Raw genomic sequence first — 13,463 nt, forward strand, 5'->3', positions numbered from 1 at the left:
TGTTGACGAAAGTCCGCTATTGCGTTAACCCTATAATATTAAAAAAAACCGGAATTGCGTTAGGGATAGAAACGGAAACCCCGGAATGCAGCACCGCTTCTATCAGCGGTGTGGAATGAGGAGTTGCAGTGGATAGCCCGGCCCGCAGGGAACGCCATAATTATTTAACAACCGAATGCAAAGTAGAAGTCATTACAAATTTAAGCTTTGTTTAAAAAATTTCGTTTATTCCTCCCTAAATCCCCTGTCACGAGCCGCTTTTCTATATCTCACCTCTCAAATCTCAAATCTCATATCTAAATTCCCGCTCTTTTTCCTAATTTTGCGCATCCTTTCAACATAAACAATTAAACATTGGAGAACCAGGAATTAACAACCGTTGAAACCGCCAAAGACCTTGGTCTTTTACCCGAAGAATTTGCCAGAATAAACGAGATAATGGGCCGCGTGCCCAACTTTACCGAGCTTTCGATATTCGCAGTTATGTGGAGCGAGCATTGCTCATACAAAAACTCCATTACCTGGCTAAAAACATTGCCTAAGGATAGCCCCCGTATGCTGGCTAAAGCAGGCGAAGAAAACGCGGGTTTAGTAGACCTCGGCGATGGCATTGGCTGCGCTTTTAAGATAGAATCTCATAACCACCCTTCGGCGCTGGAACCTTACCAGGGTGCTGCTACGGGCGTAGGCGGTATCAACCGCGATATATTCACCATGGGCGCAAGGCCAATTGCCCAGATGAACTCATTACGCTTTGGCGACCTTAGCCTCGATAAAACCAAATGGCTGGTAAAAGGCGTGGTAAAAGGCATCAGCCACTATGGCAACGCATTCGGTATCCCCACCGTTGGCGGTGAGTTGTTCTTTGATGAATGCTATAACATCAATCCGCTGGTAAACGCATTCTCTGCAGGTATCGTAAAAGCGGGCGAAACCGTTTCAGCTACATCATACGGTGTTGGCAATCCGGTTTACATCGTAGGTTCTGCCACCGGTAAGGATGGTATCCATGGCGCGGCTTTCGCATCGAAGGATATCACCGAAGATTCGGTTAACGATTTGCCGGCCGTACAGGTGGGCGACCCCTTCCAGGAAAAATTATTGCTGGAAGCTACCTTAGAAGTAATTAAAACCGGTGCCGTTGTTGGTATGCAGGATATGGGTGCGGCAGGTATCATCTGCTCTAACTCGGAGATGAGCGCCAAAGGCGAGCATGGCATGATCATCCACCTGGACCGCGTACCTATGCGCCAGGAAAACATGAAACCCTACGAGATATTGCTTTCCGAATCTCAGGAGCGCATGCTTATTGTAGTAGAAAAAGGAAAAGAAGCGCTTGTAGAAGCTGTGTTCGATAAGTGGGACCTGAACTGCGCTATAATAGGCGAGGTTACTGATACCCAACGACTGGAATACTTTATGAACGGCGTAAAGGTTGCCGACGTGCCTGCAGATGATTTAGTGCTTGGTGGCGGTGCACCAATATACGAACGCGAATACCGCGAACCGGCTTACTTTGCCCAAAACCAGAAATTCAAGATAGAGGACGTTGCCGAACCTGCTGATTTGGTAGACGTTGCCGAACATTTGATAGCCCACCCGAATATCGCATCGAAACGTTGGGTTACCGACCAGTACGATTCCATGATTGGAACTGCCACCATGACTACCAACCGCCCAAGCGATGCGGCAGTAGTTGCAGTTAAAGAAACCAACAAGGCTATCGTACTTACCTGCGATTGCAACTCGCGCTACGTTTATGCCGACCCCCAGAAAGGTACCGCCATTGCCGTTGCCGAAGCTGCCCGTAATATTACCTGTGCAGGTGGCGAGCCGGTTGCCATTACCAACTGCTTAAACTTTGGTAACCCTTATAAGCCCGAAGTTTACTGGCAATTTGTGGGTGCCATAAAAGGCATGGGCGAAGCCTGCCGCAAATTCGAAACCCCCGTTACCGGCGGTAACGTAAGTTTCTACAACCAATCGAGCGACGAGGGCCCGGTGTTCCCGACGCCAACCATTGGTATGCTGGGCGTAATGGACGACCAAAGCAACCTGATGACCCTGGACTTTAAGCAACCCGGCGACCTGATTTATTTAATTGGCGAATCGCAAAACGACATTGCTTCTTCACAATATTTGGCATCATACCATAAGATAACTGCCGCACCGGCGCCGTATTTCGATATCGATAAAGAGTACGCCATGCACCAGGTGGTTAAAGAGCTCATCAAGCACAAAGTGGTGCAATCTGCGCATGATGTGGCCGACGGCGGTTTATACGTTGCACTGGTAGAATCTTGTTTACCAAACGGATTAGGTTTCGATATAGATAGCGACAACAGCGTCCGCAAAGATGCTTTCCTTTTCGGCGAGGCACAGGGTAGGGTGGTAGTGAGTATCGCACCTGATGACCAGGAACGTTTCATCGAAATGATGGCTACCAGCGAGGTGGAATTCAGTTTGCTGGGCACCGTTAACGGCATCGGCAATACCACTATCGATGAGGAGCTGTTCGGTAACATTACTGATATTAAGATGGTACACAGCAACGTGTTGCACGTAAGCCTTGGTGAAGCCTAATGCTAAAGCTGAATAAGATACACCATATAGCAATTATTTGCTCGGATTACGAAAAGTCCAGGCACTTCTATACAGAGGTGCTTGGATTTAATATCGTGCTGGAAACGTATCGCGAAGCAAGGGATTCCTATAAACTTGACCTTGAAGTGGGCGGCCAATACCAGATAGAATTGTTCTCGTTCCCCAACCCGCCTGCAAGGCCATCGCGCCCCGAGGCATCAGGCTTAAGGCACCTGGCTTTTGAGGTGGATAATATCGAAGAAGCAGTTTTCCATATCAACGAATACGGTGTTGTCACGGAACCCATCCGTATAGACGAAACCACAGGCAAACGCTTTACTTTCTTCCAGGATCCGGATGGCTTGCCGCTGGAGTTGTACGAGAAGTAGTATCGACACAAATTTTACGAATTAAAAAATTAGAGACGCGATACTTCGCGTCTTTTTTTTAGTGGCGAAGCCCATCACCACTACGTCATTGCGAGCGATAGCGTGGCAACCATCGGCAAGTAGGGCCGAAATGCAGGTACGACCTGCCTGCCGAGGATTGCTACGTCGACCTCTCACACCAGTCAGCCCTTCTGCTTCTCAAAGACGTAATGCTAAATAAAATGAGGTTAGCCGGAAACCCAACTAACACCTCCCGATAACTAACCGGACTTTATGCTCTAATCTTTACTTACAATACAACGCCAGTTTATCGGCAGCATCTTTAGCGCCTAAGGCTATGGCTTTATTTATATCGGCGCAACCGGCTGTTTTTTCGCCGCGCTGAGCTTTAATAACGCCCCGGCTTAAATAAGCAGCGGCGTTTTTAGGGTCGAGGGTTATCACGGTATTCAAATCAGCAAGGGCGGCGGCCCAGTTTTTCAGGTTGATTCGTGCATTCGCGCGGGCCATATACACTTCGCTGCTTTTGGGTTCCAGTTTAAGAGCCGTAGCAAAATCTTTCTTCATGGCAAGGGTGTCGCCGGTAAAACTTTCGGCAATGGCACGGCCGATGTAGGCTTTTATATTGTTCTGGTTAAGCAGTAAAACGTTTATATAATCGTAAACGGCACCCAGGTATTCCTGCTTTGCCAACTTAAGGTCGGCGCGGGCAAGGTAGGCATCATCGTTCGTTTCGTTCAGCGAGATACCTTTGTTGATATCGATTAAGGCTTCGTCGTATTTTTTCAGTGCCAAAAGGCTATTGCCACGGTTAATAAAAGCATCCGACGAGGATGGAGCCAGTTTTATAGCCATATTGTGGTCGGCCATCGCACCATCAAGGTCGGCCAGCTTGCTTTTGGCTACGCCGCGGTAGCTATAAAAATAGATATTCTTTGGGTTTACTACCAATGCATCGTCATACAGTTGAATGGCCTGCGTGTATCGCCCGGCGGCAATCAGGGCCTTGCCATAATCCACATATAGATCATTATTCTGTGGGGTGGAAGCGATGGCAGCTTTATAGTCGGCAAGGCTGCCCTCTGTATCACCGCCTTTCATTTTTACGCGTGCGCGATGCAACAGCGTATTCGGATTTCGTGGGTCAAGCGTTAATAATTTGCTGTAGAGAGCAATCGCTGCGGGGTAATCATGCTGCGCAGCTTTGATATCGCCGCTGCCAAGGTATGCATAAGTAGCTTTCGGCTCGAGTTTTAAAGTTGTGCTGAAATCGGCCAAGGCACCTACCGTATCGTTCATTTCTATCTTAGCCTTAGCGCGCGACATATATCCATAGGCATTTTTGGAGTTGAGGTTGATAGAAGTATCGGCATCCGCAACCGCACCGGTAAAATTCTTCATGTTGATTTTTACATCGGCCCGATTCTGGTAGGCCTCATCGTATTTTGGGTTGAGCGTGATGGCGTGGCTAAGGTCTTCAATTGCGCCGCTCCAGTCTTCCATATTATTTTTAGCAATGGCCCGGCCAAGTAAAAGCTCCGCTTTTTTGGGGTTTTGCTCAATAGCTTTGTCGAAAAATTCTATCGCACCTTTGTCATCATCTGCATTGCTGGATGCTGATGCGAGGTAATGATACAATTCCGGCATCTGCGGGTTCAGGTCTATTACGTGCTTATAATCGGCAATAGCCCCTTTATATTCCCTCAGGTTGGCTTTGGCGTTCGCACGGTAAAACCAGGCTTCGGCGTTATTTGGTTCAATCCTGATGGCGGCATCGTAATCGGCAATAGCCCCCTTATAGTCTCCCATGTTTCCTTTGGAGTTGGCGCGATAAAATATCAGGTCACCATCGCCTGGCAATAGTTTTTCGGCCATGTCGAAGTCGGCCAGCGCCCCTTTATTGTCGCCAAGGTTGGCTTTTGCTACGGCACGGTATTTATATAATTCACCTTTTACCGGGTTAAGGGCTACGGCCTTATCAAAATCGGCAACTGAGCCGGCATAATCCTTTAAATTACTTTTTGCATTTGCACGGTAATGCCAGGCATCTATCAGGCGCGGATCGAGGTTTAGCGCGCTGGTAAAATCGGTAACGGCTCCAGTGTAATCGCCTAAATTGCTTTTGGCATTGGCGCGGTACAGGTACACCCTTGCAACACCCGGGTTCATTTGAATAGAACGATTAAAATCGAGGATGGCCTCTTTATAATCCTTCATATTTGCTTTAGTGTTGCCGCTGGTCATGTAATCGCCGGCCGATTGAGCCATGCAGTAAACCGGCAACAAAAACAGTACAATTAATAATTTCTTCATTAATTTATTTTCAAACTATGCCCAAGATACGTAATAGCCAATAAATGGTTTGCTAAATTAAGCAAATAAGGAAGCATTAACCTAATGATTAATATAGCTATAAGCTATGGGCAACGCTGGTTAATTTTAAATAAAAAAGCACAGCGGGTGAGGCTGTGCTTTTTGAGGAATTAGTCTGAACTCGAATTTGTCGAATTAAACGAATTTTTAGAATTTCATTATTGAATTGCATTCTGTCTTTTCTTAAAATTCGTTTAATTCGAGTTCAGATAATAGTTTTTATTCAAATCCTCCGTGCCTGTTTGCTTTTACCTGGGCTGGCCATTTGGTTGGTTCGCCGGTTTTGGTGTTTATGGGCAATACGATGCGGTCGCGCGAGGTTTTTGCAGGGTCTTCGCAGGCCATGTAAACCAGTATGGCGGTGAGTATAGCATTGTTCCTTACGTCGTCGAAAACGATTTTATCATACGTATCGCGGTTGGTGTGCCAGGTGTAGTTACCATAGCTCCAGCTGTTAGAGCTGAGCGAAAAGCCGGGTGCACCTACAGCAACGAAGGATGCGAAATCCGAGCCACCGCCGCCCGGTGCGCCGGGGAAGTTGGTGGTTATCTGGTCGCGGATGCCGGCAGGTACCTTGCTAAGCCAGCGGGTAATGTAATCGTAGCTGTTCAGGAAGCCTTGGCCCGCTATGTTTACCACGCGGCCGGTACCATTGTCCTGATTAAAAAGTGCTTGCAGGTTGGCTACTATTTCGGGATGATCTTCCACAAAGGCGCGGGAGCCATTTAAACCTTGTTCTTCGCTGCCCCAATGGCCAACCAAAATGGTGCGTTTAGGGTTAGGGTATATTTTTTTGAGGATGCGCATGGCTTCCATCATCGTTAGGGTGCCGGTGCCGTTGTCGGTTGCGCCCTGGCCGCCATCCCACGAATCGAAATGGGCAGAGAGCATCACGTACTCGTCGGGTTTTTCGGTGCCTTTTATCTCGCCGATGATATTGAACGTTGGCACCGCGCCAAGTTCTTTAGATTCGGTCAGTATCTTGATGGTTGGTTTCTCGCCGTTTTCGGTTAGGCGGTAGAGCATGCCGTAATCTTCCAGCGCAATATCAACAGTTGGGACTTTTTTGGTGTAGGCGCCAAATATCTTATCCACCCCAAAACCTGCCGACCAGTTAGAGGTAATAACACCCGCAGCACCGGCCTTCTCCAGGGCAACAGGTAGTGTTTTGTTAGTTAAGCCCGTGTTACTGATGCGTTTGCGCCAGGCATCGGTTTGGGCGGTGCGGTCGGCTTTTAGCTTATCGAATGAATCTTTGGTGCCGAATTCTGTCCAGTTGTAATCGGGCCTGCCGGTTGGTTGGTTCATGGATATCATCACGAATTTTCCTTTAACAGTGGGCAACCATTTTTGGAACGCGATTGAATCGGCAAACTCAGGCAGGATAATGGTTTCGGCAGTTACTGCCTTTTTCATGCCCGGGCTCCAGGCCAACTGCGTTCCTTCTAAAGATTTTACGCGCGGCGTAACCATATCAATGTGCGATATGCCGCGTTGCCAGCCGCGCCAGTCGCCCCATTTTTCGTAACGGGCGGTGATGCCGTACTCTTTATATTTTTGTAGTGCCCACTGCCCGGCCTGTTCCATCTGTGGAGTACCTACCAGGCGCGGACCGATGCCGTCGAACAATTGATGCGCCAGCGTTACCAGCTGCGAATTGTCGGTGCCTTCTTTTACGATGTTGTCTACAATTGGGTCTTTAATTTGTGCCGAGGCTGTGCCGGCTGCAAAGAGCACCGGGATCGCCAGCATCATGGCGATGTTTTTTACACGGAGGAAGCGCGATAGGGTATGGGTATTTTTCATAGTGGCTAAGATAATGATAAAGGGGTTAACCTAGATTTCACATCAACACGAATTTCAAATAACACGAATTCAACCAATTTGAAAAAGCACGAATTCTTGGGACAACGAATACTATGGTGTACGAAGGAATGTACCAGGTTTCTACCTAATCTCTAACCTCCGGCGTCTAACCTCTAATTACCTATCCACTTCGCCTAATACAAAATCGAGCGAGCCGATGGTGGCAATGAGGTCGGCTATCATTACGCCTTTACCCAATTCTTCAAGTACAGAAAGGTTGCAAAAACTTGGCCCGCGCGATTTTACGCGGAAAGGAATCTCCTTGCGGTCGCTATCATGGATGAAATAAAAGCCCAGTTCGCCCTTGGTGCCTTCAGCGCGCATATAATAATCCTGCGGTTTTGGCGTGAGTTTGCGGGGAAGTTTGGCCCTTGGGTCGAAATCAGGGGTGCGTTTCAATTCCTTTTGCAGGCGGTCGAGGCATTGTTCAATTATTTTTAACGATTCATCTACCTCATCTACCCGTACCTTATAGCGATCCCAGCAATCGCCTACGGTTCCCATTTGGCCAGTCCCGATAGGCACCTCGAACTCCAGTTCGGGGTAGGCGGAGTAATTATCAATGCGGCGTAAATCATACTTTAAGCCAGATCCGCGCAGTACCGGGCCGCTACAGCCGTAGTTGATGGCCACATCTAAAGGCAACACACCTACGTTAGCAGTGCGACTGATGAATATCTGGTTATCGGTAAGCAGGCGGTTAAGCTCAACCATTTTGGGGCGGAAGTAGTCTACGAACTCACGACAGCGTTCTTCAAAGCCCACCGGTAAATCGTAAAACAGGCCGCCTACCCAAATATAGTTATATAGCATGCGTGAACCGGAGGCCCACTCCAACATGCCCATGATATGCTCGCGGTCGCGGAAGCACCACAGGAAAGGGGTAAAGGCTCCGATATCTATGCCGTAGGTGCCAATGGCAATCAGGTGCGATGCGATGCGGTTAAGCTCACAAACCAACACGCGGATATATTCGATACGTTTGGGGATATCCTTATCTATGCCCAGCATACGTTCAACGCCCATTACCCAGGCGTGGCTGTTGTTCATGCTAGCCAGGTAATCCATCCTATCCGTAAAAGGGATGGTTTGCTGATAAGTAAGCGATTCTGCGTGCTTTTCGAAACAGCGATGCAGGTAACCGATGTGCGGGATAACTTCTTTTACTATTTCCCCATCGGTAATCAGTTCCAGCCGCAAAACCCCATGCGTAGACGGGTGCTGCGGCCCCATGTTCAGCACCATATCCTCCACGGCGGCATCGGCTATCTTTTTGTGATAGCGCTCGAGTGCGAGGTTGTATTTTGATGTTTGTGTGTACAATTATTTCGGATTTCGGATTCTCGATTTCGGATTTATTTATTTTTTTGAGTTGTCGATTTTTGAATTTTTTTGATTCTCCCTTGCAGTTTTCCCAATAGCTGTAAAAATTGCGGTCAACTCATTCGCTTCATTTAAAAAGCTTTTTACTTGTTCAAATTTCACCAAATCTGCTTCATGCATAACTTCCAGCCAATACATCGATTCATCTGCCTCTTCCTCTACGATTACTATTTTGTTAATGAAATCCGGCATTGATTTACCACGGCAAGCTGATCTGTAGTTGGCACCTACAGAGGACGCGCGTCGCAATAATTGATTAACACAAACATTCATCGCTTTACCATTCGGTAGCGTTTCAACAAACTTAATAATGTCTACGGTGAATTTTTTTGTCCTCTTTTTTAATTCAATCTTATCCATGCAAATCAAAAATCTCTTAAATCAATCCGAAATCGAAACTTCGGACTCTGAAATCAAAAATCTCTTTCTTTAAATCCGAAATCGAACATCCGAATTCCGAAATCATCTAATCTATTTTTATTCCCTTATAATATTCCGCATTCTGATAGTCCTTTCGGAGCGGAAAACCTTCCCAGTCATCCGGCATTAAAAGCCTGCGCAAATCAGGGTGGCCCTCAAAAAAGATGCCCAGCATATCGTAAGCCTCGCGTTCGTGCCAGTCGGCTGCGCGGTAAACGGATGTAATGCTTGGGAAGGAGGGAAGTTCCTCTAAATTCCGGTCATTTTCCTTGCTTATCTTTAATGTCAGCTGTAAATTATAGGGTATAGACGATAGGTGATAAACCACGCCGAAACGCCCTGCTTCCGCGCCATAGTCAACACCGCTTAAGCAGCTTAGGAAATCGAAATACGTACGCGGGTTATTGCGCAACTCCAGGCAAACCTCGGCAATGCGATCTGCATCTATCAGTAATGCAGGCTGCATGGCGGTGCGCTCTTCGCCTGTGACGATGCCTTCGCCGAATTTCTCAGTAAGCAATGATTTAATCTCGTCGAAGGTCATGGCGCCAGGCGTACTATCTTCCAGGTTTTGTTATCGGTTTTTTTGAAAACTATCCTATCGTGCAGGCGGCTGCCGCGGCCCTGCCAAAACTCTATCATGCGGGGGCGTAATACATAGCCGCCCCAAAATGCTGGTTTGGGTATATCCTTATCGGCATATTCGATTTCCAGTTCGGCCATTTTTTGTTCCAATGTTGCGCGGCCATCAATCTCCTGGCTTTGCGGCGATGCGATTGCACCAAGTTGGCTTGCTTTAGGGCGCGAGTGGAAATATTTTTCGGAGTAGTTGCGGTCGAGTTTTTCTATGGTGCCCTCTACGCGTACCTGGCGTTCCAAATCGCCCCAAAAAAAAGTAAGCGCACCCAAGGGGTTCTTGCTTATCTCTTTACCCTTGCGGCTAAGGTAGTTGGTATAAAATTTAAAGCCGTCGTCGCTGAAGCCTTTTAGCAGCACAATACGTGCGGAAGGGCGGCCATCGGTAGTGGCGGTTGCAAGCGTCATGGCGTTGGGCTCGTGTACTTTTGCGTTGATTGCGTCGTTAAACCATTTATCAAACTGGCGCATAGGGTTGGCGTCTACATCGGTCTCGCTAAGCGAGGCCGCACTGTAATCCTGCCTTAAGCTCTGTATATCTTGTTCGTTCATTATCGCAAACTTACAAATTAATTATACCGTACATATTGTTATAGTGGGCATTTTAAGTGATATTGAACATAATTTTACATTTGGCGTTATAACAACATAAATTAAATCCATGCTAAGTCCAACACCGGCTGCCACTGGGCGCTTGCTTTTATCAGAACCCTTTATGCCCGATCCCAACTTCAAGCGGTCGGTTATTATCCTTACGGAGTACTCGGAGGCCGGCGCGATGGGCTTTATCCTTAACCACGAAACCGAATATTTATTGGGCGATATACTGCCTGACGTATCTTACTCAGAAATACCCGTGTACACGGGCGGGCCGGTATCGCAGGATACACTGCATTACATACATCGTTGCCCCGAAAAGATAACGGATGGTATCGAGATTGCAGAGGGCATTTTCTGGGGGGGCGACTTCGAGAAAATAAAGGAACTGATAACCACCTATCAATTAAACGAAACCGAGATACGTTTTTTTACCGGCTACAGTGGCTGGACGCCCGGTCAACTGGATAACGAATTGCGCGAAGATGCCTGGATTGTAGCCGATAAATACGAGGCCGACAATATTTTTGGCAGCAGCGAGGATAACCTCTGGAAGAAAACGGTTATCAGCCTTGGGCAGCGTTTTGCCCACATAGCCAACTTCCCCGAGAACCCGGCGTTGAATTAGAGCGTTGGTTCATTAGTTCATTGGTGCAAAGCCTAACCACCGCGTCATTGAGGAACGAAGCAATCTCTAAGCTAAGCCAGACCGCTTTGGATAGCCGCTTTGCAACCGCTAATGTCAAGTCGGGAGATTGCTTCGTTCCTCGCAATGACGATGGGGCTTAAACGCTTTCCCGCGCACAATCATCGGTGAAATCAAAAAAATCGGTGTAATCGGTGCCAAAAATTTACTAAATTCACCACTTTGTAATCACCCTGGTTAATTTAGTCTATGTTTAAAAAGATTCCCTCACTGCTTTTTACGCTCTTAATTGCTGCCACCACTTTCGTACACGCCCAGGATGCCGACCCCAATATGGGCATCATACCCGTGCCGGTTTCTGTTAAAAAATCTGTAGGGGAGTTCCTCCTCAGCCAGGAAACTAAAATACAGGCCGATACGCCCGGTAACAAAGCCGTTGTATTCTTCTCCCGGTTTTTGGCCAACAATATGGCCTACAATAAGCAGGTTGGCCTGCGCAATACCAATGCTGGCTCTAATGTCATCTATCTTACTTCTACAGGCACCGAAGGCTTACCAGCCGAGGGGTACCGCCTAACCATTACGCCGCAGCAAATTACCGTTGCCGGCAAGGGGGCGGGCTTGTTTTACGGTATACAAACGCTGATACAATTGATGCCGCTTGAACGCGCAGCTACCGCCAAGCTGCCTTGTGCAACTATTGAAGATTACCCGCGTTTTGGTTATCGCGGCGTGATGCTGGATGTTTGCCGCCACTTTTTCTCGGTAGAGATGGTGAAACGCTATATCGATCTGATGGCAGGTTATAAGCTTAACACCTTTCACTGGCATCTGACCGACGACCAGGGCTGGCGCATTGAGATAAAAAAATACCCCCGCCTTACCCAGGTGGCCAGCGTGCGCGCCCAAACCGTGATAGGCAACTACCGCGACCGCACCCCGCAACAATTCGATAATACGCCACATGGCGGTTTTTATACGCAAGACCAGATTCGCGATGTAATAAAATACGCTGCTGACCGCTACATAACCATCGTGCCCGAAATTGAGATGCCCGGCCATGCGCAAGCTGCTTTAGCGGCTTTCCCCGAACTGAGCTGCGACCCAAAGCTTGATTATAAGGTGGCCGAAACCTGGGGCGTGTTCAATAATATCTATTGCCCGTCCGAAAAAACGTTCCACTTTTTAGAAGACGTACTTACCGAGGTTATCGACCTGTTCCCTAGCAAATATATTCACATCGGTGGCGACGAGGCGCCAAAAACCGTTTGGAAGAGCTCCAAGTTTTGCCAGGACCTGATAAAGAAACTCAAATTGAAAGATGAGCATGGCTTGCAAAGCTACTTTATTCAAAGGATGGAGAAATTCGTGAACAGCAAAGGCCGCAGCATTATCGGCTGGGACGAGATATTGGAGGGCGGCCTTGCGCCGAATGCCACGGTGATGAGCTGGAGAGGCGAGGAGGGCGGTATAGCCGCAGCTCAGCAGGATCACGATGTGATTATGACCCCGGGCAGCCAGGGACTATATATAGACCACGGGCAGGGGAGGCTTAACCAGGAGCCATTAAGCATTGGCGGCAACGAACCATTATCAAAGATATACAGTTACAACCCTACACCAGCGGTATTAACACCGGCACAACAGGCACACATTAAAGGCGTACAAGCTAATTTATGGACAGAATACATCACCACCGACAAAAAGGTGGAGTTTATGCTGTTGCCAAGGATGCTTGCCCTATCAGAAATTGCATGGGCACCGGTTGCCAACAAAAACTTTAAAGATTTTGCCGAAACACGCCTGCCTGGCCACTTAGCCTGGCTGGATAAAGCCGGTTACGAATTCCACGTGCCTACGGCCATCGGTGCTGCGGATACCACGATTATCGGCACGCAACTTACCGTCGACCTGAAATCGCCGGTACAGGGCGCAATAATTTATTACACCATCGATGGCTATACCCCGCGCGAAACGGAAATGGTATTTACCAAACCCATTACTTACCAGGTGCCAATAGACCAATACCGCGAGTTACAAACTATTGTGGTAACGCCATCCGGCAAACGCAGCCCGATAACCCGCACGGTGGTTTACAACAAGGCCCCGCTCGCCGCCGTAGGTTTTACGGGCACCGCTACGGGTATGAAATACCAGGCATCGCAGGGTACATACGTTAACACTACGCAGATAAACCCGGCAGCGGTGATAGACACAGGTATTGCCAAAAGCTTCCAGGTAGCTAACGCGGCATTTAAAAAAGCTTTCGGCAAATACGGGGTGGTTTACACCGGTTATCTAAATGTCGATGCCGATGGTACCTACGGCTTCTCCACGCAATCGTACAACGGCTCGATGCTGTATATAGATGATTTACCGGTAGTTGATAACGATGGCCGCAAAGGCAACAACGAAACAACGGGTTATGTGCCATTACTGAAGGGCTTCCACAAAATCACTGTAAAATATGTAGATGCCTACACATCCAATAGCATGCTGCGTGTTTATATGACGCTGCCCGGCAAGCCAAAAGGAGAAGTTTCACCTGATATGCTTTATAATTAAATTGG

General features: G+C 47.9%; 10 protein-coding genes. 4 read left to right on the plus strand and 6 right to left on the minus strand.

Going from position 1 to position 13,463, the window contains the following annotated elements; genetic code table 11:
• Window positions 1-354 precede the first annotated feature (354 nt).
• Together purL and gloA2 are read left to right on the plus strand one after the other, a co-directional pair.
• Window positions 355-2,583: a phosphoribosylformylglycinamidine synthase subunit PurL gene (gene purL / locus AC1DXC_RS20860; protein WP_477461120.1), complete on the plus strand. Its 2,229-nt coding sequence runs from the start codon at window positions 355-357 to the stop codon at window positions 2,581-2,583.
• Window positions 2,583-2,972: an SMU1112c/YaeR family gloxylase I-like metalloprotein gene (gloA2, locus tag AC1DXC_RS20865; RefSeq protein ID WP_477461121.1), complete on the plus strand. Its 390-nt coding sequence runs from the start codon at window positions 2,583-2,585 to the stop codon at window positions 2,970-2,972. Before purL ends, gloA2 begins: the two co-directional genes overlap by 1 nt.
• 285 nt (window positions 2,973-3,257) lie before the next feature.
• Here gloA2 and AC1DXC_RS20870 read toward each other — a convergent pair whose 3' ends face one another.
• From AC1DXC_RS20870 to pdxH, 6 genes are all read right to left on the minus strand, one after another.
• Window positions 3,258-5,285, minus strand: coding sequence for a tetratricopeptide repeat protein (locus AC1DXC_RS20870; protein ID WP_477461122.1), 2,028 nt, complete (start codon window positions 5,283-5,285; stop codon window positions 3,258-3,260).
• 279 nt (window positions 5,286-5,564) lie between these two features.
• Window positions 5,565-7,151 (minus strand): M20/M25/M40 family metallo-hydrolase, encoded by a 1,587-nt coding sequence (locus AC1DXC_RS20875; RefSeq protein ID WP_477461123.1) that lies wholly within the window; start codon window positions 7,149-7,151, stop codon window positions 5,565-5,567.
• Between the two features lie 177 nt (window positions 7,152-7,328).
• Window positions 7,329-8,456, minus strand: a complete 1,128-nt coding sequence (locus AC1DXC_RS20880; protein WP_477461202.1) for an NADH-quinone oxidoreductase subunit D — start codon at window positions 8,454-8,456, stop codon at window positions 7,329-7,331.
• Between the two features lie 114 nt (window positions 8,457-8,570).
• Window positions 8,571-8,954 carry a four helix bundle protein gene (locus tag AC1DXC_RS20885; RefSeq protein ID WP_477461124.1) on the minus strand — a complete coding sequence of 128 codons (384 nt, stop codon included), beginning with the start codon at window positions 8,952-8,954 and terminating at the stop codon, window positions 8,571-8,573.
• Between the two features lie 106 nt (window positions 8,955-9,060).
• Window positions 9,061-9,558, minus strand: a complete 498-nt coding sequence (locus AC1DXC_RS20890) for an NADH-quinone oxidoreductase subunit C (protein WP_477461125.1) — start codon at window positions 9,556-9,558, stop codon at window positions 9,061-9,063.
• On the minus strand, window positions 9,555-10,202 hold the full coding sequence (gene pdxH, locus AC1DXC_RS20895) for a pyridoxamine 5'-phosphate oxidase (protein WP_477461126.1): 648 nt from the start codon (window positions 10,200-10,202) through the stop codon (window positions 9,555-9,557). The genes AC1DXC_RS20890 and pdxH overlap by 4 nt, the downstream gene beginning before the upstream one ends.
• 163 nt (window positions 10,203-10,365) lie before the next feature.
• On the opposite strand from pdxH, the gene AC1DXC_RS20900 reads away from it, so the two are divergent.
• Both AC1DXC_RS20900 and AC1DXC_RS20905 read left to right on the plus strand, forming a co-directional pair.
• The gene (locus AC1DXC_RS20900) at window positions 10,366-10,875 is read left to right on the plus strand and encodes a YqgE/AlgH family protein (protein WP_477461127.1); all 510 of its coding nucleotides are present in this window, start codon (window positions 10,366-10,368) and stop codon (window positions 10,873-10,875) included.
• A gap of 267 nt (window positions 10,876-11,142) precedes the next feature.
• Window positions 11,143-13,458 carry a family 20 glycosylhydrolase gene (locus tag AC1DXC_RS20905; protein ID WP_477461128.1) on the plus strand — a complete coding sequence of 772 codons (2,316 nt, stop codon included), beginning with the start codon at window positions 11,143-11,145 and terminating at the stop codon, window positions 13,456-13,458.
• Window positions 13,459-13,463: the final 5 nt, after the last annotated feature.

It is taken from the genome of Mucilaginibacter sp. P2_D11, from assembly GCF_056404435.1.

Excerpts from the sequence above, each read along its gene's own strand:
- AC1DXC_RS20905 (WP_477461128.1), top strand. The coding sequence starts at position 11,143 with ATGTTTAAAAAGATTCCCTCACTGCTTTTTACGCTCTTAATTGCTGCC.
- AC1DXC_RS20875 (WP_477461123.1), bottom strand. The coding sequence starts at position 7,151 with ATGAAAAATACCCATACCCTATCGCGCTTCCTCCGTGTAAAAAACATC.
- AC1DXC_RS20890 (WP_477461125.1), bottom strand. The coding sequence starts at position 9,558 with ATGACCTTCGACGAGATTAAATCATTGCTTACTGAGAAATTCGGCGAA.
- AC1DXC_RS20885 (WP_477461124.1), bottom strand. The coding sequence starts at position 8,954 with ATGGATAAGATTGAATTAAAAAAGAGGACAAAAAAATTCACCGTAGAC.
- gloA2 (WP_477461121.1), top strand. The coding sequence starts at position 2,583 with ATGCTAAAGCTGAATAAGATACACCATATAGCAATTATTTGCTCGGAT.
- AC1DXC_RS20900 (WP_477461127.1), top strand. The coding sequence starts at position 10,366 with ATGCCCGATCCCAACTTCAAGCGGTCGGTTATTATCCTTACGGAGTAC.
- AC1DXC_RS20870 (WP_477461122.1), bottom strand. The coding sequence starts at position 5,285 with ATGAAGAAATTATTAATTGTACTGTTTTTGTTGCCGGTTTACTGCATG.
- AC1DXC_RS20880 (WP_477461202.1), bottom strand. The coding sequence starts at position 8,456 with ATGGTGCTGAACATGGGGCCGCAGCACCCGTCTACGCATGGGGTTTTG.
- pdxH (WP_477461126.1), bottom strand. The coding sequence starts at position 10,202 with ATGAACGAACAAGATATACAGAGCTTAAGGCAGGATTACAGTGCGGCC.